The organism is Paenibacillus sp. MSJ-34 (genome assembly GCF_018918005.1).
Taxonomy (GTDB): domain Bacteria; phylum Bacillota; class Bacilli; order Paenibacillales; family Paenibacillaceae; genus MSJ-34.
In genome coordinates this window covers 139,641-157,367 of sequence record NZ_JAHLPR010000006.1, presented here as the reverse complement: position 1 = coordinate 157,367, position 17,727 = coordinate 139,641, and the positions used below count along the sequence as shown (strand labels likewise).

Below are 17,727 nucleotides of genomic sequence, written 5' to 3'. Positions count from 1 at the left end.
GTCCATGTTCATCAAAGAAGATTCGTTTTAGCACGTTCGTCTCCATATCCTAACCTTACCAAAAACAAAAACGAGGCGGAAGCCCTGCCCACCCCAAAATTTTATAAATTCTATAATGTCAAAAAAAGCATTGGATCAAATCCAATGCCCGTGGGTCATCTTCAACCGCGTCGCTCGGACCGCCCCATGCTTTCCCGGACAAACCGGCGGTTCACTGCGTCTCGAGATATCGCAAATCCGCATGGACGAACGTATCTCATCATCGCATCGGAATCGCTCCTAAATCCGCCTGCTTACGAAAATCCCCCGGGGCTATCCTGTACAAAATACAACATTTTGCATCTTTTTCATGCGGCCAAGATGCCTATGCTGTAGTTTTTACAACATTTCGGGGTCAAAACGGGCCATACAGCCGTTCTACTAACGAAATTGTAGTAAATTGTACAACATAGCGGCCCATTTCGCCTTCTGCCCCGTCATCATGTTGTATTCCGTACAACTTGGACAGCACTGTGCCGGGAACGAAATTTCTCCGGTTTGAGCGCGCTCCAGGTCGCCGATCATTGCTTCGGGATCGATTGTCCTTCAATCCCAAGTAGACGACCGCATCCTCCTTGGCATCGAGCATGTAATAGCTTTCGTCCTGAGTGTAGTGCATACCGAATTGCTCGTAAATATATTCGTTCACGGATGAGCCTGAAGGCTCAAATTTTGTCCGCCCATCGTATCGAGGAAGTCGAACCGGATCGGAAATTCGGCGCCGAATCGCGTGTACAGATTCGACATAAATCCGAAGACGCGATCGTCGGTGGAACATGAAAAAGCGGCAGTTCACAGAAACTGCCGTTATTTGCTTGGTACCGTATGAACTTTAACGCCCGCATTGACGATTTGCTCGACGATATCCGCCGGAGCGGCATCGTCCGTAATGACGGCGTCGACTTCCTTCAACTGGAACGAAGTTAAGGAAGAGCATACGCCGAACTTGGTCGAATCGATCATCATGACCGTCCGTTTCGCGGAAGCTTTCATCGCCCGCTTGACTTGGCTTTCCATCAATTGGACACGATCTTCTTCAACGCGGAGGCGGTGTACAGGCCGTTCGTCACAATCAGCAAATCCCGGTATTGCCCGAGAAAGCCGGCCATGCCCGTTACGGTTGTGCCTCCCTCCAGGAAAATGACGCTGTCGTCGCGAACGAAACGATTGGCGGCATATTCGGCAATCCGCTCTTTCAAATCCAAATGCGCCCCTCGTTTCTCGTCAAAGGGCGGCTCCGGGTTCGGCGTTTGTACGAATACGGCTCCGCCATGCGTGCGCCATACGATGTCTTCCTTCTCCAATTCCTTCAAATCCCGGCGAACGGTCATCTCCGACACGTTCAGCAATTCGCTCATATTCGTAATCGTGCCCGCCCTTGTTCGTTTTTGTTAATTTTCGAGATCCGGAAGCTGCTTCACATAACTGTCCGATATATGCAGCAACTGCAGCGCCCGTTCATATTCGTCCCGGTACCGCTCCAATTGCTCGGCCAATCTTTGCTTTCCGAGCTCTTCATCCGTCTTCGCGCCGTCCCGATCGCCGGCTCCCGCCAGAACGCGGTCCCGGATTAAATGCAAGTCACCGTCCTCCACGCCTTCGCCGGGAATGAACACTCCTTCATCGTTAATAAACGAGCCCGAGGGCAAATAATAGCGCTCCGGCAAAATGTTATGCTTATTATTCAGCAAATTTTGCCCGAAGAACGTTCGCCCTTCCATCGGCATTCCCGCCAAATGAGCGACCGTCGGCATAATATCGACTTGTCCCCCTACTTGGTCGAACGCTTGCGGCGGCGGCCCGTCCGGAACGGAAACGATGAGCGGAATATTCAACATATCGGTATAAGAATAATCTCTTCCCAACATTTGCCGAAGCATCGCCAATTCCGGCTCGTTGAGCGAGTACATCGGAAGCCCCAAATGATCTCCGTAGATGACGATCATGCTATTTTCCCAAATATGGCTTTGCTTCAATTCTTCGATAAATTGGCCCAGCGCGGCGTCGGCATAACTTTGGGCACGAAGATAGTTGCCGACGAGCGTGTCCTTCATCTCATCCGGAATCGGCACGGCGTATTTGTCTTCCGGCAAATCGTACGGGTGATGCGCCGACATTGAGATGACATGCGCGTAAAATTTCTGCCCTTCTTCTTGATACTTGGCAAGCTCCGCCGCCGTTTTGGCATATAACACTTCGTCCGAAGCGCCGAAAGCGAGCTGATCTTCCTCGCCGAAAAACGCCCGGTCGTAATATCGGGTGAATCCCAGCGCCGGGTACATTCGGTTCCGGTTCCAGAAGGTCACGTCATTCGTATGGAACGTAAACGCTTTGTATTCATGCTCGCGCACCAGCTTCGGCAAGCTGGGCAAATCTTTGCCCGTATAGATATCCGCGGCGGCGCCGTTCGGCGGAATATAGAACGACGTATTCGTAATGAACTCGGCATCGGACGTATTGCCTTGTCCGGCTTGTTGATACATATGAGGAAAATAATAAGCTTCCTTCGCCAACCGATTTAGTACCGGCGTCACTTCATGCCCGTCCACCGTCAATCCGATCAGGAAGTTTTGAAACGATTCGAGTTGTATGATAACAATATTTTTATCTTTGGCCGCACTCCAATAAGGCCCTCGATCCTCGTTCCCGGACGCGATGCCTTTCAGCGTTCTGATTTCATCCCGGTCGATCGTATCGGGCGGGTCCAGCTCTTCTTTTTTCATATCCGCGAGTACGGTATAGACTTGATAATTAAGTATGCCCATCTGCTCGGCCTGCTTTATTTCGTTGACAATTCCGCGATTCATCCAAATGGTGGCGAGACAGAACAACAACGAAGCGGCGAGCATGATCGGAACGATGCGGCGCCCGGAACGTTCGAGCTCTTTGCCCCACCCGCGAATGTTCTTCGAGAACAGGAACATGACGAGCAGAACGACCACATCGAGATAGATGAGCAAATAGTAGGGATGCATTAAATCGAATACGCTGCTCTTGACTTGGACGACTTGTTTCGCTTGCTGCAGCGCGCGGTAATTGACAATGACGCCATAATATTTGTAATACATAATTGCCGCAAAATAAACCGACGTCATCGCGAAATTCGCAATCATATAAAATAAAATTTTACGTTTCTTAGCGAGCAATTCGATCAAGCCGAACACAACCCAAACGGACGGTACGCTGACAAGAAGAGCGGTTCCCGTATCCTTTGCGCCGAATATGACTAGCCAGGACAAGTTGATTTTCAGTACCATGAATACTGTAAAAACGAAGAACGGCCGGCTCATCCACCGTAATATCCCTTGCAAAACGATTCCCTCCCCTTTCGCGTTCAACAGTATATCACATGAACATGAAATGCAGCTTAAAACGTCACAAACTATATTTTACTACAAAACGATTGCAGAAGGTAATGGGCATGTTTTGTCGAATTAATGGTAAGACATTCTACCTAAACAATGCGAGTTCAAAAGTCAAAATGAGGACTTTTTGAACTACCTCTATTAAGGGACGGTGACATCATGTATTTCATCTTCGACCTCGACGGGACCATTTGCTACAAGGGGCTGCCCGTATCCCCGCAATTGACGAACGTTTTGCTTCGTCTCGAATCGCTTGGGCATCGGATCGGGTTCGCTTCGGCCAGACATTGCCGCGACATGTTGCCCGTATTGGACGACAGGCTTCACGGCAAGCTGCTCATCGGCGCGGGGGGAGCGATGACCCGCTTCCGCGGCGAAACGGTACGCATCGAAGCGTTTCCGCAGCCTGTGGCGGAATCCGTTCTCGCTCTTCTGCGCGATTGCCGCGCCACGGCACTAATCGACGGCGATTGGAATTATGCTTGCCTCGGCGACTCCGGCCATCCGTTTATACAACAGATCGATCCGCTGGGCTTGGCGGACAAGACGGAAATCGAACGGTTGGAACGAATCGTGAAAATATTGGTCCTCGACTGCGACGACGTGCCGACACTTCATGCAAAGCTCGAAACGGCCGGCGTCTCCATTCATTCCCATGCCGGGGAAAAAGTAGTGGACATGACTTGCCGCGGCGTTAATAAAATGACCGCATTGGAACATTTCGGCATACAGGAAGGGGAGTTCGTATGCTTCGGCAACGATATGAACGATATCCCGATGTTCGAGAAGGCGCGCCATTCCGTTGCGATCGGGGACCACGCGGAACTGAACGCGATCGCCAAAGAGCGCATTCCGCTTGACGGGCATGTCGAGGAACGAATAATAGCGAAGCTGGAGGAGCTTGCAAAAGCGGGTACTAGCGTATAAAATCCGGGGACTGAAGCCCCGGATTTTTTTTCGGCTTCAAGCGGCGCCCCCGGAAATGGTTGCGATGCAAAATCCGGCGTAGCGGTTGAAGCGCCGCGGGATCATTTCTGTTATTATGGAAGGATAAGCTTTTTCCGAAACGCCACATTTCCATAAAAGAAAGGAACCAGCTATGGGCATTCAGATGACGGAACGACTCATCGCGTTATTATGCGGTCAAATTTCATATAAAAAAGGAAAAGCCTTTAACAAGGCGGGGAAGGTGTCTTTTACCAAATTTGACGCCGAATCGCAAGTTTATGAAGCCGACGTTAAAGAAAGCTCCGTCTCCCGCGTGTCCGTCCACGTCGAGCAGGGCGGACGCGTGCATGCGGAATGCACTTGCCCCTCCCTTTCTTCTTATGACAAATACTGTTCGCATATCGCCGCCGTGCTGCTCGCCATCCGGGATCGCGAGCATGCCGGAACGGCGCCGGTTCGTTCGGGAGCTTCCCGGGCGTCCGCGGACGATTTGCGGCTTACGGACGACGTGCTGGAATTGTTCGACTACAAACCGATGCGCCCAAGCGGCGCGGGAATCGTCTACGATACCAGGCAACCGCTGAAAGTATCTTTTACATGCAAATGCCTGCCCCTTCGAGACGGAAAGCAGTTCTTCGCCATCGAAATCAAGGTTGGGCCGAAGCGGCTGTACTCGGTTCGCCGGATCGCCGATTTTCTCGATCGGGTTCAGCGGCGGGAAACCTGCGCCTTATCCAAATCGTTCACCTACGATCCGGAGGTGTACTGCTTCCAGAAAGAAGACGACGCGGTCATTCGGCAGTTAATCCGGATTTCGCAGCATGACCGGATGTATCGCGACCATTCGGAGCCTTATCCCGTCCATGCCGGACTTGCGGGAGGCGAAAGCGCCCTGCCCGTCCCCCCGGTGTCATGGGAAAGCCTCCTTCCTTTGCTCGTTCAGGCTCCCAGCACCCAGCTCGAACATGCAGGCGGCTGCTTTGACGGAATCCGCATATCCGACGAAGCGGTCCCGGTTCGCTTCGAGCTCGGCCAAGCGCCGACCGAAGAGACCCCGGAATATCAAATGGACGTGCAAGGATTGGAGAACATTACGGTGATGGAATCGTATGAAGCCGTCCTGACGGAAGGAAAGCTGATTCGGCTGCCGTCCGATCCGTGCAGGCGGCTCTCCCGGCTGAAACGGATGCTGGAAACTTCCCGTACGCATCGCATCCGGATTCCGCCGGAGCGGATGGAGCCGGTGATGGAACAGGTCGTGCCCGGCTTGATGAAACTGGGCAGCGTCCGCATCGCCCAATCGGTTTCCGATCGCATGCTGCAAACGCCGCTGCAAGCCAGGCTGTATTTGGACCGGGTGAAGGACCGGCTGCTTGCCGCGCTGGAATTCCAATACGGGGACATCGTGATCAATCCGTTGGAGAGCGGCGCCGGCAGACGCAACGGGCCCATCCTGATGCGGGACGGTGATCGGGAAGGACGGATTCTGGAACTGATGGAGCAGAGCTCCTTCGCTCGGACGGAATCCGGTTATTTCATGGAGGACGAAGAGGCGGAATTCGAATTTTTGTATCGCATCGTGCCGCAATTAGAGAAGCTGCTTCAAGTCTACGCAACCTCCGCCGTCAAGATCAGGCTTCATACCGGATACGTTCCGCCAAAGGTAACGGTGGATACGGACGAACGAACCGATTGGCTGGAAGTTCGTTTTGACATTGACGGCATTCCTCCGTCGGAAATCCGCGATTTGCTTCGCTCTCTCGAGGAGAAGCGCACCTATTACCGGTTAAGAAACGGTGCGCTGCTGCCGCTGGAAAGCGCCGAATTCCAGGAAATCGCCCGCTTTATTAACGAAACCGGCATGGCCCGAGGAGATGTGCTTGGAAACGAATTTCGCCTCCCCATCGTGCGCGGGCTCCGTTTGATCGACGACCCGCAGCAAGGAAGGGCCGTCAAGCTGGGCAAATCGTTTCGCCGGCTGCTGGAAAACATGCGAAATCCCGATCATTCCGATTTCCCTGTCCCGCAAAGCCTTGCTTCGGTGCTCAGGGAATATCAGAACGAAGGATACCAATGGATGAAGACGCTTGCCCGTTACCGTTTCGGCGGCATTCTCGCGGATGAAATGGGGCTTGGCAAAACAGTGCAAAGCATCGCATTTATCGCTTCCGTGCTGACCGAAATCAGAAGCCAAGGCCAGCCGGCGCTCGTCGTTGCGCCCGCTTCGCTCGTATACAACTGGTTGAATGAACTGAAGAAGTTCGCTCCGGACATCCGGGCGGTGATCCCAAGCGGCGGCAGTACGGAACGGAACCGGATGTTGACGGATGCCGTCCGGACGAACAGCGCCGACGTCGTGATCACCTCCTATCCGCTGCTGCGCAAAGATATGAAACGCTATGCCGAGCATTCGTTTCACACGCTTATTTTGGACGAAGCGCAATTTTTCAAAAACAGGACGACGCAGACGGCGCAAGCGGTCAAGCGAATTCAGGCCAAGTATCGGTTTGCCCTTACCGGCACGCCTGTAGAGAACGCATTGGAAGAATTATGGTCCATCTTCGACGCCGTGTTCCCGGAATTATTCCCGGATCGGCAGGCTTTCGTCGAATTGCCCCGGGAAACTGTGGCCAAGCGGATCCGTCCGTTTCTTATGCGCCGCTTGAAGAGCGAGGTGCTGAAGGAATTGCCGGACAAGATCGAATCCGTGCAAGCCTCGGAGCTGCTTCCGGAGCAGAAGAAGCTATATGCGGCTTACTTGGCCAAGCTGCAAAAAGAAACGTTGCGGCATCTGAACGAGGACGGTTTCGACAAAAACCGGATTATAATTTTGGCCGGGCTGACAAGACTGCGCCAGTTATGCTGCCATCCCGCCTTATTCGTCGAAGGATATGCCGGCGGTTCGGCCAAGCTGGAGCAACTGCTCGACATTATCGAGGAATGTTTGAGCGCGGGAAAACGCATGCTGATCTTCTCGCAATTCACCGAAATGCTCGGCATCATCCGGCGGGAACTCGGGTATCGGGGCGTTCAGCATTTCTACCTGGACGGCCAAACTCCCGCTTCCGAGCGCGTTGCGTTATGCAACAGGTTTAACGGGGGCGAACGCGAGTTGTTCCTTATTTCCTTAAAAGCCGGCGGAACCGGGCTCAACTTGACCGGAGCCGATACCGTCGTTCTATATGATCTTTGGTGGAATCCGGCCGTAGAGCAGCAAGCCGCCGACCGCGCCCACCGGATCGGGCAGAAGAGCGTCGTGCAAGTGATCCGCCTCGTCGCCCAAGGCACCGTGGAGGACAAAATGTACGAACTGCAGCAGAGAAAGAAAAACCTGATCGACGAAGTGATCCGGCCGGGCCAGGAATCGTTATCCTCGCTGACGGAGCAAGAGCTGCGCGACATTTTAATGATCTGACCGGACGGTCCCTCCTCCATTAAGGCCAAGCGGGATTCACTAATAAAGTGCTGTGCCAGCAATTACTGATGCATATTTTGTGCGAATTACGGAAAGGCGGCGAGAAGAAACCGACGGAGACCCGAAGCAATCAAAAGACCGTGTCGAAAATGATCCTAGTCAAAAATTATCTTGTCGATCATTATCACGAGAAAATCAACATGAAGGATATCGAGGAAATTTCCGGCTTGAGTAAGCGGATTGAAAAAGCGAAAGAACTCGCCATGCAGACCGATTTGTCTTTCGGCGAAATCGCGGAAAAGGTCGGTTATTCGGACATTCATACGTCCAGTAGAATTTTCAAGCGGAAGACCGGCAGCAGTCTGAGCCAATTTGCTCTTCCGTGACGACGGCCCGGGATCTTTAATCGGTCGAGGATAGCACCGACTTCCTATATTTCTCCGGAGACAAACCTGTTTGCTGTTTGAACACGCGGCTGAAATGAGCGAGATGCTTGAAACCGAGCTTGAAGCAGACCTCAGTCACCGACGCCTTCGGATCGAGCATAAACTCGATTTTCGCCTGGTTGATGCGCCGCCGGTACACGAATTCAAAGATGGTCACGCCGGTAATTTCTTTGAATATTTTCGCCAAATAATATTTGCTCAAGTGCAAATGCCGTTGAAGATGCTCCAGATGTAAGTCTTCCATGTAGCTGCGCTCCAGCAAAGAAATGATCCGCTGCACCGTTTTTTCTTTCTCCGAGAGAAGCTCCCCTTTGTCTTGCAACGGCTTGCGGCAATGTTCGTAAATGAAATACAGCAAGTCCACAAAAGCAAGCTGGCATCGGTTCATGCCGATGCGGTCGCCGCGCTTGTATAACACATGCAAATAATCGAGCATTCGCTCCATCTCCGCTTTGTCTTCGCCCCGCAGGCCGATTCTGACATTGCCCAATTCCTGAAAGGGCTGAAGGACGTTTAACGAATGATGAGGCTCAAGATACGGGCGCAATCCAGCCGGTTCGAAATGAATGATGGAACGGACGTATTTGACGTTCGGATCGATTTTCGGACAATGCAGCGTCATGCCGTTCATCAAGATGAGATCGCCGGGGGATAGAAAATAAATTTTGTCGCCGATGAGGTAATTGCACTTTCCCTCGACAAAATAGTAAATTTCGTAATGGGAATGGGAATGAAAAACAGGATCGATCGGGCTGTCGTTGCGATAGATAAAATCGATAATGCTCGGATGCGCGGCAGTTAGGGCGGACATTCGCTCTCCTCCTTCGTAGCTCGTTGTTCAAAGCATACCACGATCCTTCGAAAGAGTGAACCTGTCCCCTCCTCTTCCTTTTGTGGCGGATAGCGTGCGTTCCTTTTCGCGTTGTGTTATGCCGGACCACGATATCTGCTTTTTTCCGCCTTCGATTTCGAGTGATGCCAGACCATGGCGGTATCTGTTTTTTCCGCCTTCTGTCGAAATCCCGCTCGCTCAGGTCAGAAGTATCTGTCATGAATCTCTAGTGAAGTTAAAAAGTACTCTCACGGGCTCGAAGCTAAAAAATGTATTTCGAATGAAGTTGAAAAGAGAAACGAACGCACCTGAAAAGTGGTGCAAATCATACGATAATGCAAGTTAAATGAAAAAAACATTACCCTATCACAAACGTAACTAGAACGATGCATTTAGGACGCGATTTTATAATGAGTCATACCCGATTCGGCAGCACTGCCGACAAGCTCCCGATAGGTAATCGTTCGTGACTGCACACAGCTATTAAACAGCGGTTTGAGCAGAGACTCTCGGAAATGATTAAACATATAGCAAAATTGATTTAGATAAGCTTGCAAATGTTTGCTGCCAATGCCTCCAAACACAGCAGCCAACCACTTCTCAGCTTCCCACGCAAGTGAGATCAATCTGAGGTTGCGCCTGCGCCCCGTACAGCGCGTTACAACGGCATGGGCTGCCGCTTTCCTTTCCACATGACGATCGATAAAACCTTCAACCGAAAAAGGCGTATAGGGGTCTTTGATTTTTTCTTTCTTTTGCTTCTCTATTTTCAACTTGAGGATGGTTCCGTTGTCGTCCGTCGAGACACCGACCAAAAGAGGTTGTTCCGGCACATGCCATGACCAAAAGGGCCGCGTAAACCTTCTCGCGTAGATGGCTTCCGAAATGCGAACCAGCCCCGACAACAGCTCCGCTGATTCGATTTGAGACATGGCATGCCGCAGCTTATGGCAGATCAGCCAAGCTGTTTTGTAAGTAACCTCAATGATCCGGGCTAATTGGACAGCGTTGACGCTCTCCGGCCTGGCATGTAGATAGATCGCCTGAAACCATTTGCGCAACGAAGTGCGGCTGCCTTCCATGACCGTCCCCGCAATGAGCGAGGTCTGCGCCCTGCAGCTTTGACACTCATATAAAGGAAGCCTGCGGGTCTTGATAATGTAAGCGTTAGGATGCTGACACCGGGGGCAGCGAAAGCCGTCCGGCCATCTCATATCGAACCATGCTTGTACACACGTCTCTTCCTTCTCATAGTAAGTGGAGAACGCTTCAAAGGATAACAACTCGGACATGGCAATACCTCCCGAATCACCAAAAACAAGAACCTATGTTTGCATTTATTTTACCAAACATATGTTCCTATTTCAAGTATCATTTTTATTTTTTTGAAAAGTATAAAGCCTTTTTCCGTTCGAATCTGCAATCGTCCCTGAAGGAAGTGAATTTTTGGCATATACCTCTTACCTCTGGAAATAAACCTTGCTTCTGAACAAGAGGGATTTCGACAGAAGGTTTGAAAAAAAGATGTTGGTAAAAGGATCTGAATCAAAGGGATTCTGACAGAAGTCTGAAAGAAGGGGATATCGACAGAAGGGCTGAGCGAGAGGGATATCGGCAGAAAGATAGGAACAGCAATGGTGCCACAATGAATAGCGCTGCAACGGCTGCCATCCATTATAAGAGAGGCTCCTTCGGAGCCTCTCTCGAAAGTAGGTCCACCTTTGGGGTCCGAAAAACTATAACAGGCTGCGCAAATAAGCTGAGAACCGCATAAGCATGTCTCTCGACGCATATTCGCCGCTGAAGTCCTCCACGCCCAAATATCCGTCGTAGCCGACCGCCTTCAAGTCCTCGATCACTTGACTCCAAGGGACGATTCCACGCTGTATCGGCTGCCAGGAGACTCTCCAGGCTGCGCTCGCGTCGGACGCTTCCCCGCCAGGTTGCCATACGGCGTTCTTCACATGAACATGAGCCAAATACGGTCCCAGCAATTCCATACCCATGCGGTAGTTTTCGTAGCCTTCATGGACCATGTTGCCGGGATCGTACAGCACTCCGACCGTATCCGGGTCGAATTCCTCCACCAAGCGCAATGCCGCGCTGGCACTGGCCGCAATCGTACCGTGATGCGTTTCGAGCAAACCTTTGACGCCGTACCGTTTGCATAGCGGCGCCGCCTGCCGCAAATAGGCCAGCTCCTGCTCCATCAGTTCGCGCACATGCTTCGTCCGGTCGTAGCCAGGGACGGCAAGGCGGATGAAACTCGCTCCAAGCCGGCTCGCGGCCTGCAAGACGCGTTCCGTTCCTTCCACGTCGCCTACCGTCAAATACGGGGTTACGCTGACGGATACACGTCCATGCGCGGCGGCGGCCTGTCGGAATCGCTGCAGCAGTTCGTCGTCAGCGCGCGTAGAAATCGAGCAGCGGTTGTTGCGCCAATAGGACGGCGCCTCGTCCTTCGCGTCTTCCGGGACGTCTTGAAATCGCCATTCAATGCCTTCTATGCCCGCCTCTTGGGCCGCCAACGCCAATTCTTCCGGCGTCAAATCGGGGGTGGAAACGGTAAAAACGGATAGTTTCATACGCCTAACCCTCCAATGCTTATTCCGCTCTAATCGCCTGCTTCTGCGCGAGCAAGCATAGCTCCGCCGCCTTGAACGCATGCTCTTGCGTCATTGCGATTTCCGTGCGGTTGATACAGTCGAGAATCAGTTCGCCGAAATACGGATAACCGACTTGACCGCTTAATTCGTAATGGCGCTCGCCCGATCCGTTGACCAAATAGAGGTGGTCTCCTTGGGGATCGCGGGCGATATCGATATATTTGCGCAATTCGATGTAGCCTTCCGTGCCGAGAATGACGGTCCGCCCGTCGCCCCATGTGCCCAATCCGTCCGGCGTCAGCCAATCTACGCGGAAGTAATGGGTTGCCCCGTTATCGCCCAGCAGCGTCGCGTCGCCGTAATCCTCCAGCTCCGGATACTCCTTGGAACGGTAATTGGCAACTTTGCTATGCAGCACCTTGGCGTCTTTGCATTCGCTGTAATACAGGAACTGCTCGATTTGATGACTGCCGATATCGCATAATATGCCGCCGTACTTCTCGCGCTCGAAAAACCACTTCGGCCGCGAAGCGGCGTTGAGACGATGCGGACCGAGGCCAAGCACTTGGACGACGCGTCCGATCGCCCCTTCCCGAATGAGCGTGCCTGCGAACACGGCGCTCTCCACATGAAGGCGCTCGCTGTAATAGACCGCGTATTTCCGCCCGCTAGCTGCAACTGCCGCCTTCGCTTCTTCCAATTGTTCGAGCGTGGTGAACGGCGCTTTATCGGTAAAATAGTCTTTGCCGTGCCGCATCACTTCCACGCCGAGCGGTCCGCGTTCCACGGGAACGGCTGCCGCCGCGACAAGGCTTACCTCGGGATCCTGCAATATTTGTTGTGCCGATGTCGCCGCCTTAACTCCCGGATAGACGTTGCAAAAATTTCGGACTTTGTCCGGATCCGGGTCGAATACCCATTTCAACGTCGCCCCCGCTTCTACAAGCCCGTTGCACATCCCGTAAATATGCCCGTGATCGAGCGCCATTGCCGCAAAGACGAATTCTCCGCGGCTCACGACCGGCTGCGGCTTTCCTTTTGGGGCGTAATTCATTCCGTCTTGTTTTTGCATGTCCTTTCCCCCCTTAGTATGTGCCGCCGACATCCAGCGTTTTGTATTCGCCGGATTGGCCGGACGAGGCGGAAGTGCGTATTTTTTCCTGCAAATGTTGATAGAACAAATCTTCGTCGATCGGCAGATCGACCCAATCGTCCGTCCAAGTGGAGAGAAGCATCGCATTGGACAGCATCAATCCTTTGATGCCCTCTTCGCCCGGAGCGAGCAAAGGGGTACCGTGCAAGATCGCATTCGTCCAATTTTGCGTGATGCCTTGATGTTGCGGGTTATCCCCTTCCACCGGCACTTCGCATTTCCAATGCTCGGGCTCGCCGAATCCGCCCTGGAATGTTCGATTGAATTCCGGCTCGGAGACCCGCAAACGCCAAAACGTCAAACGTCCGTCTTCAATGACGACCTTGCCCCGTTCGCCGGTAACCTCGAACCGGTTCGTTCCCGGAGCTTCGCAGGTCGATGTCACGAATACGCCTGTCGCTCCGTTGTCATACTCCGCATAGGCGGTCACTTCATTCTCGACCTCAATGTTGCGATGCTTGCCGAACGAGCAGAACGCCCGAATCCGCTTTGGCATCAGACCTGTCGTCCATTGCCACAGATCAAGCTGATGCGGATCTTGATTGATAAGCACGCCTCCGCCCTCCCCAGCCCACGTCGCCCGCCAGCCGCCGGAATCGTAGTAGCTTTGCGAGCGGTACCAGTTCGTAATAATCCAATTCGTCCGCCGAACCTCGCCAAGCTCTCCGGAGGAGATGAGATCTTTCAATTTCGCGTAAAGCGGATTTGTCCGTTGATTGTACATAATGCCGAATACTTTGCCGGACTTCGCCGCCGCTTCGTTCATTTCCCGGACTTGCTTCGTATAGACTCCGGCCGGTTTCTCGACGAGCACGTGCAGGCCGCGCCGCAAAGCTTGAACGGCTTGTTCGGGATGATCGTAATGCGGCGTCGTAATCAGCACCCCATCGACCTGTCCGGAATCCAGAAGATCTTCCGCGCGCACATACCGTTTGACCCGTTCGCCCAGATTTGCTTCCGCCCACAGCAGCCGTTCCGGCCGATTGTCGCAAACGGCGGCAAGCTCCGCTCCCTTCACTCCATTCTCAATCAAATATTTCGCATGTGCCGTACCCATATTTCCTAGCCCGACGATGCCGATGCGCACTTTTTCCATAGCGGTAAATTCCTTTCATTAGCAATTATTGTAACATGTTTCGCTATGTTCATCGTAGCATGGCGGGGGTGCGATCTCTTCACTCACATTAACCAATGTTTCTTAAAAATTTAACTCTGGTTGTCATTTTACTGTTATTGATCCAAAATCGTATCGGGCAAGCTAAGAAATACGTCGACGTAATATTTGTCGAATTGCGTACCGCTATTGTTCCGCAGTTCATCCTTCGCCTGGCTTAACGACAGCCGTTTCCGGTAAGGACGATCCGAACGCATGCTCTCGAAAGAGTCGATAATGGCGCAAATCCGGGCGAACATCGGAATATCCGCTCCTTTTAAGCCGTAGGGATAGCCATGTCCGTCCCATCGTTCGTGATGGAATTCAACAATGTCGATAATATCCTGATCCACATTCGATCGTTTTCGCAACAGTTCGGCTCCAAGCGAAGGATGGCTTTTCATCGTCTCCCACTCGCTCGGCTCGAGTTCTTCTTGATTGCGCAATATGGTATCCGGAACAAACAACTTTCCGATATCATGCAAACAACAGCCGTTGTAAAGCAGACGCGTTCGCTTCTGGTCCAAATTCAAGTGAAACGCCATACTTAGCGCGAGTTTGCCTACTTTAAGGCTGTGGCGGTATGTATCGATATCTTTTTCCTTTAACAAGTCCAACTCTTCGAAGGTTACAATACTTTGCATATGACCCCTCTTTCGTCGCGTTTATGGCGACATTCCTATCAGACGAACAGGTAAAAAACAAGAAAATCCTCCGAAAAAACAGAAGGATTTCCTCTTCATTTCGGTAACTGGCTAGCATAACGTTTCCATGCGGACAACGCCTTAACCCCTATAGCTTTGCGACCCTATCTTTCGATAAGTGTGCCTTTTCGGTTATGCGATTTAATTAGGATGATCTTTTTCCCGTTTATAGTATTCCATAATTAAGCCGTCTAATTGAACGCTAACGTCGTAAACGCCAGAGTCCGACAGCGTACCCCCCCGCCGCTCCGCCAAATGAAGCTTTTGCCTCGTTTTCTCGATTTTTTTACGCAAATTGCGACGATTCCGGTCGGTATTTTTTTCCTCCTTCCCCTTCATCTCCAAACCCCCTCTTTTTTGAATTTCTCGTGGTAAAATATAGTTCGTACAATTTGCGTTGTTCGACAATTAACGATAAAATACTCTTTATTTCTACAACTTATTACCAATTTGTATTATAGTAAAAATGGACCAAATTAACAACTCTTTCCTCGAGGAGATCTAGGAACTAGTGCCTAGATCTTTCCCTTTAAGCAATCTTCGACATAGTCGGGAGCTGCTTTTTGAATTTGTTGTACCGTGTGAAGATAACGTTGTGTAGTGTTGATATGCGTATGGCCTAGCGATTCTTGGACTTGCTGCAACGACGCTCCGCGCAACAGGGCCAATGTGGCGTTTGTATGCCTAAGCCAGTGAGGGGTTACTTTTTTGCCTAGACCGCTGCGGTCGCGCGCTTTCTGGATGATTTTCTCTATTAACCGAACGGAATAGGGAAACAATCTTTGATTCGAACCTTTCCCGTATATTGGATCCTCCGTTGCCGAATACTGACCTAGTAAGTCCCATAACATCTGCGGTACTTTTACCTCGCGCTGCTTGTCCCCCTTGCCGTGTACCGTCAGCCAAATCGAAGTTTCCTCCGGATCGGTATGGAAATCTTCCCATTTTATAGCCGTCAGTTCGGAAACTCTGAGCCCCAGGAGAACGAGGGTTAGTCCGATAATATAATCCCGAAATCCTTGTTTTTTCAAATGCTCGAACAGTATAACGACTTCACGAACCGTTAAATAATGATTTTTGCTGGTCACCTTAATTTTCGGCGTACGAACGCAAGTTGTCGGATTGTGACTGAATATGCCGATGTTCGGATCGCTCCCCCAACTATACAGCGAACGCAAAGGAGCTATATGTATAGCTATAGTCGCAGGAGATTGAGGCTTGTTGTCTTTACTGAGATACCCTTCCATTAAACTAATCTTGTAAACCTCAATTTCCCTCCATGTCACATCTCTTAATCTTTTATTCGCGATAAACATGCGAAATTTATTAATGGCGTTACGATAATTTCGAATCGTATATTTGGAACGATTACCCGTGGAGATAAACATATTCACGATCTGGTCGTCGGAATACGACTCGCTGTTCGTCGTGTGATTAGGGAGATGAGGTAAGATTGCTTGAAGTTGCATGAGTAGTTCTGCCTCCTTTATTATTTCAAACAACGCAAATTGTACGAACACCATTATTTGCATTTTCAGGATGAAACAACCTTCGGTTATGTAACCGCTTATACATTCAGGACATCATATTCCCATTATTCCCATCCACTCTACCTCCGTCGGTTGCTTTTCGCTCTAACAGCTACCATTATACGTTAAAAAATGACCCAAAGTAACTCTATTTCCGATAAACTATGCCTTCGGTAGTAACCTTTCCCCAACTTAAGGCCAGTATGAAAAACCGCCCGGGGTCCGTTTCAAGAAAATCTCTCCGGCTCTACAATAAAGACATAAGAAAACAACAACAACGTTTAACGATAAATGAGAAGGAGACGATTCGAATGAACAAACTATATCGTTCAAGGATGGACAGCAAGCTGACGGGGCTGTGCGGAGGCGTTGCGGAATGGCTCGGCGTCGGTTCCGGCATCGTAAGGCTTCTTGTAATTATATCCGCGCTCTTCAGTTTCGGAACGGTCGCGCTGATCTACATCGTTGCCAGCTTGATTGTCCCGAAAGCGCCGTATGGGGAACCGTTCTATACGAATGATTACAGATACTATTAATTTCAAGCCCATTGTAAATATAAATGAATAAAAGGAGTGGAACAACATGGGAGTATTGAATAGATTGGTGGATTTGACGAAAGCGACGGCGCACGAGGTGCTTGGCAAGCTTGAAAATCCTGTCATCATGATGAACCAGTATCTTCGCGATATGAAAGGCGATATCGACGAGCTCAAACAATCGCTTCTGCAGCAGCAAGCGACGGAGAGAGCGATGGAGCAAAGAATCGTAGAATTGTCCCGGCTTGCGGAACATAGCGAATTAAAGGCCATGGAGGCTCTCCAAGGAGGTCAAGAGGCGGAAGCGCGGCTTGCGCTGGAAGCGAAAATGAATTATTCGGAAAAAATAACGGAATATACGGCTCGCCGCGAGGACGCCAAAGTGCAATCCGTAATGCTTGCCGAGCAGTTGGAAGCGGCAGAGACGGAATATGCCAAGCTGCAGGAGAAACGGACGGAATTGGCCGCGCGCCTGCAAAAAGCCGAAGCGCAAACGGCTGTGTCCAGTTTTTCGCGAGGGCTCGAAGGCGGAACGGCCGCGCGCGGTTTCGAACGAATCGAAGAGAAAATTATGCAGTTGGAAGCTCAGCATGAGCTAAGCAAGTATGCATCCGCGCATGCGGGAATCGCGCCGATTCCGGCTGCCGGTTCCGGCGAGCAGACGGAAGCTGCCGCGAAACGGGAAGCTTACATCGAAGAGCAACTGGCGCGGCTGCGCAACAAACTGCCGCAAGCGGAGTAATATACGGAAGGCTGCCTGACCCGTCAAGGTCGGCAGCCTTCTTGTATTCGATCATGTTCTTTTGCGCCCGTAATCAATTCATGATAAAATAAAGTCCCGCTAAAACGATACCGAATACTGCGGTAAATATTAGTGCGTTTCTTACATCGCGCACCATGATCATTTGCGCCTTATCCCATTCCGCCTGTTCGTCGTGATGCCTCCCGCGTTCGGTTACACCCTTTTTAACCGTCGGTTCACTATGCAGACTCACAACTTT

Annotated in this window: 20 protein-coding genes and 1 riboswitch; of the genes, 6 read left to right on the top strand and 14 right to left on the bottom strand. The window is 51.2% G+C overall.

From position 1 onward, the window contains the following. On the top strand, nucleotides 1-375 hold a 375-nt coding region (locus tag KQI79_RS04850), incomplete at its 5' end, for a hypothetical protein (protein ID WP_216537091.1). 19 nt (nucleotides 376-394) lie between these two features. Here KQI79_RS04850 and KQI79_RS28440 read toward each other — a convergent pair. The 4 genes from KQI79_RS28440 to KQI79_RS04830 form a co-directional block, all read right to left on the bottom strand. Continuing rightward, nucleotides 395-658, bottom strand: coding sequence for a hypothetical protein (locus KQI79_RS28440; protein ID WP_483311367.1), 264 nt, complete (start codon nucleotides 656-658; stop codon nucleotides 395-397). A 188-nt stretch (nucleotides 659-846) separates the two neighbouring features. Next, the gene (locus KQI79_RS04840; protein ID WP_253297952.1) at nucleotides 847-1,056 is read right to left on the bottom strand and encodes a DeoR/GlpR family DNA-binding transcription regulator; all 210 of its coding nucleotides are present in this window, start codon (nucleotides 1,054-1,056) and stop codon (nucleotides 847-849) included. Next, entirely contained in the window at nucleotides 1,056-1,397 is a 342-nt protein-coding gene (locus tag KQI79_RS28160) for a DeoR/GlpR family DNA-binding transcription regulator (protein ID WP_216537109.1), read from the bottom strand. Before KQI79_RS28160 ends, KQI79_RS04840 begins: the two co-directional genes overlap by 1 nt. A 33-nt stretch (nucleotides 1,398-1,430) precedes the next feature. After that, on the bottom strand, nucleotides 1,431-3,350 hold the full coding sequence (locus KQI79_RS04830; RefSeq protein ID WP_367398136.1) for an LTA synthase family protein: 1,920 nt from the start codon (nucleotides 3,348-3,350) through the stop codon (nucleotides 1,431-1,433). A 213-nt stretch (nucleotides 3,351-3,563) separates the two neighbouring features. Between KQI79_RS04830 and KQI79_RS04825 the strand changes: the two genes are divergently transcribed. From KQI79_RS04825 to KQI79_RS04815, 3 genes are all read left to right on the top strand, one after another. After that, nucleotides 3,564-4,331 carry an HAD-IIB family hydrolase gene (locus tag KQI79_RS04825; protein ID WP_216537089.1) on the top strand — a complete coding sequence of 256 codons (768 nt, stop codon included), beginning with the start codon at nucleotides 3,564-3,566 and terminating at the stop codon, nucleotides 4,329-4,331. Between the two features lie 172 nt (nucleotides 4,332-4,503). After that, a complete protein-coding gene (locus KQI79_RS04820; protein WP_216537088.1) occupies nucleotides 4,504-7,767 on the top strand; it encodes a DEAD/DEAH box helicase in 3,264 nt (1,087 codons plus the stop codon). Between the two features lie 47 nt (nucleotides 7,768-7,814). Further along, entirely contained in the window at nucleotides 7,815-8,153 is a 339-nt protein-coding gene (locus KQI79_RS04815; RefSeq protein WP_216537087.1) for a helix-turn-helix domain-containing protein, read from the top strand. A gap of 16 nt (nucleotides 8,154-8,169) precedes the next feature. Here the strand turns inward: KQI79_RS04815 and KQI79_RS04810 are convergent, their stop codons facing one another. The 9 genes from KQI79_RS04810 to KQI79_RS04770 form a co-directional block, all read right to left on the bottom strand. Next, nucleotides 8,170-9,024 carry an AraC family transcriptional regulator gene (locus KQI79_RS04810; RefSeq protein WP_216537086.1) on the bottom strand — a complete coding sequence of 285 codons (855 nt, stop codon included), beginning with the start codon at nucleotides 9,022-9,024 and terminating at the stop codon, nucleotides 8,170-8,172. A gap of 413 nt (nucleotides 9,025-9,437) precedes the next feature. Continuing rightward, nucleotides 9,438-10,337 carry a transposase gene (locus tag KQI79_RS04805; RefSeq protein ID WP_216537085.1) on the bottom strand — a complete coding sequence of 300 codons (900 nt, stop codon included), beginning with the start codon at nucleotides 10,335-10,337 and terminating at the stop codon, nucleotides 9,438-9,440. Between the two features lie 50 nt (nucleotides 10,338-10,387). Beyond that, nucleotides 10,388-10,720, bottom strand: a complete 333-nt coding sequence (locus tag KQI79_RS04800; protein ID WP_216537084.1) for a hypothetical protein — start codon at nucleotides 10,718-10,720, stop codon at nucleotides 10,388-10,390. Between the two features lie 61 nt (nucleotides 10,721-10,781). Then, nucleotides 10,782-11,630 (bottom strand): sugar phosphate isomerase/epimerase family protein, encoded by an 849-nt coding sequence (locus KQI79_RS04795; RefSeq protein ID WP_216537083.1) that lies wholly within the window; start codon nucleotides 11,628-11,630, stop codon nucleotides 10,782-10,784. 19 nt (nucleotides 11,631-11,649) lie between these two features. Beyond that, a complete protein-coding gene (locus KQI79_RS04790) occupies nucleotides 11,650-12,723 on the bottom strand; it encodes a Gfo/Idh/MocA family protein (RefSeq protein ID WP_216537082.1) in 1,074 nt (357 codons plus the stop codon). A 13-nt stretch (nucleotides 12,724-12,736) separates the two neighbouring features. After that, nucleotides 12,737-13,900, bottom strand: coding sequence for a Gfo/Idh/MocA family protein (locus KQI79_RS04785; protein ID WP_216537081.1), 1,164 nt, complete (start codon nucleotides 13,898-13,900; stop codon nucleotides 12,737-12,739). Between the two features lie 134 nt (nucleotides 13,901-14,034). Next, entirely contained in the window at nucleotides 14,035-14,601 is a 567-nt protein-coding gene (locus KQI79_RS04780; RefSeq protein WP_216537080.1) for an HD-GYP domain-containing protein, read from the bottom strand. A 99-nt stretch (nucleotides 14,602-14,700) separates the two neighbouring features. After that, a riboswitch (cyclic di-GMP riboswitch) is annotated at nucleotides 14,701-14,796 on the bottom strand. A gap of 6 nt (nucleotides 14,797-14,802) precedes the next feature. Next, a complete protein-coding gene (locus tag KQI79_RS04775; RefSeq protein ID WP_216537079.1) occupies nucleotides 14,803-15,000 on the bottom strand; it encodes an aspartyl-phosphate phosphatase Spo0E family protein in 198 nt (65 codons plus the stop codon). Nucleotides 15,001-15,176: 176 nt separating this feature from the next. Next, entirely contained in the window at nucleotides 15,177-16,130 is a 954-nt protein-coding gene (locus tag KQI79_RS04770; RefSeq protein ID WP_253297951.1) for a tyrosine-type recombinase/integrase, read from the bottom strand. A 371-nt stretch (nucleotides 16,131-16,501) separates the two neighbouring features. Here KQI79_RS04770 and KQI79_RS04765 point away from each other — a divergent pair, with 371 nt between their 5' ends. Together KQI79_RS04765 and KQI79_RS04760 are read left to right on the top strand one after the other, a co-directional pair. Continuing rightward, nucleotides 16,502-16,726, top strand: a complete 225-nt coding sequence (locus tag KQI79_RS04765; protein ID WP_216537078.1) for a PspC domain-containing protein — start codon at nucleotides 16,502-16,504, stop codon at nucleotides 16,724-16,726. Between the two features lie 46 nt (nucleotides 16,727-16,772). Then, on the top strand, nucleotides 16,773-17,468 hold the full coding sequence (locus KQI79_RS04760; protein ID WP_216537077.1) for a PspA/IM30 family protein: 696 nt from the start codon (nucleotides 16,773-16,775) through the stop codon (nucleotides 17,466-17,468). Between the two features lie 73 nt (nucleotides 17,469-17,541). Here the strand turns inward: KQI79_RS04760 and KQI79_RS04755 are convergent, their stop codons facing one another. Then, complete coding sequence (locus KQI79_RS04755) at nucleotides 17,542-17,721, bottom strand: hypothetical protein (RefSeq protein WP_216537076.1); 180 nt, start codon at nucleotides 17,719-17,721, stop codon at nucleotides 17,542-17,544. Nucleotides 17,722-17,727: the final 6 nt, after the last annotated feature.

What these genes read in the sequence shown, in the direction of transcription:
- KQI79_RS28440 (WP_483311367.1), bottom strand. Translation starts at nt 658, where the DNA reads ATGCACTACACTCAGGACGAAAGCTATTACATGCTCGATGCCAAGGAG.
- KQI79_RS04840 (WP_253297952.1), bottom strand. Translation starts at nt 1,056, where the DNA reads ATGGAAAGCCAAGTCAAGCGGGCGATGAAAGCTTCCGCGAAACGGACG.
- KQI79_RS28160 (WP_216537109.1), bottom strand. Translation starts at nt 1,397, where the DNA reads ATGAGCGAATTGCTGAACGTGTCGGAGATGACCGTTCGCCGGGATTTG.
- KQI79_RS04825 (WP_216537089.1), top strand. Translation starts at nt 3,564, where the DNA reads ATGTATTTCATCTTCGACCTCGACGGGACCATTTGCTACAAGGGGCTG.
- KQI79_RS04820 (WP_216537088.1), top strand. Translation starts at nt 4,504, where the DNA reads ATGGGCATTCAGATGACGGAACGACTCATCGCGTTATTATGCGGTCAA.
- KQI79_RS04810 (WP_216537086.1), bottom strand. Translation starts at nt 9,024, where the DNA reads ATGTCCGCCCTAACTGCCGCGCATCCGAGCATTATCGATTTTATCTAT.
- KQI79_RS04805 (WP_216537085.1), bottom strand. Translation starts at nt 10,337, where the DNA reads ATGTCCGAGTTGTTATCCTTTGAAGCGTTCTCCACTTACTATGAGAAG.
- KQI79_RS04800 (WP_216537084.1), bottom strand. Translation starts at nt 10,720, where the DNA reads ATGGATGGCAGCCGTTGCAGCGCTATTCATTGTGGCACCATTGCTGTT.
- KQI79_RS04795 (WP_216537083.1), bottom strand. Translation starts at nt 11,630, where the DNA reads ATGAAACTATCCGTTTTTACCGTTTCCACCCCCGATTTGACGCCGGAA.
- KQI79_RS04790 (WP_216537082.1), bottom strand. Translation starts at nt 12,723, where the DNA reads ATGCAAAAACAAGACGGAATGAATTACGCCCCAAAAGGAAAGCCGCAG.
- KQI79_RS04785 (WP_216537081.1), bottom strand. Translation starts at nt 13,900, where the DNA reads ATGGAAAAAGTGCGCATCGGCATCGTCGGGCTAGGAAATATGGGTACG.
- KQI79_RS04780 (WP_216537080.1), bottom strand. Translation starts at nt 14,601, where the DNA reads ATGCAAAGTATTGTAACCTTCGAAGAGTTGGACTTGTTAAAGGAAAAA.
- KQI79_RS04775 (WP_216537079.1), bottom strand. Translation starts at nt 15,000, where the DNA reads ATGAAGGGGAAGGAGGAAAAAAATACCGACCGGAATCGTCGCAATTTG.
- KQI79_RS04770 (WP_253297951.1), bottom strand. Translation starts at nt 16,130, where the DNA reads ATGCAACTTCAAGCAATCTTACCTCATCTCCCTAATCACACGACGAAC.
- KQI79_RS04765 (WP_216537078.1), top strand. Translation starts at nt 16,502, where the DNA reads ATGAACAAACTATATCGTTCAAGGATGGACAGCAAGCTGACGGGGCTG.
- KQI79_RS04760 (WP_216537077.1), top strand. Translation starts at nt 16,773, where the DNA reads ATGGGAGTATTGAATAGATTGGTGGATTTGACGAAAGCGACGGCGCAC.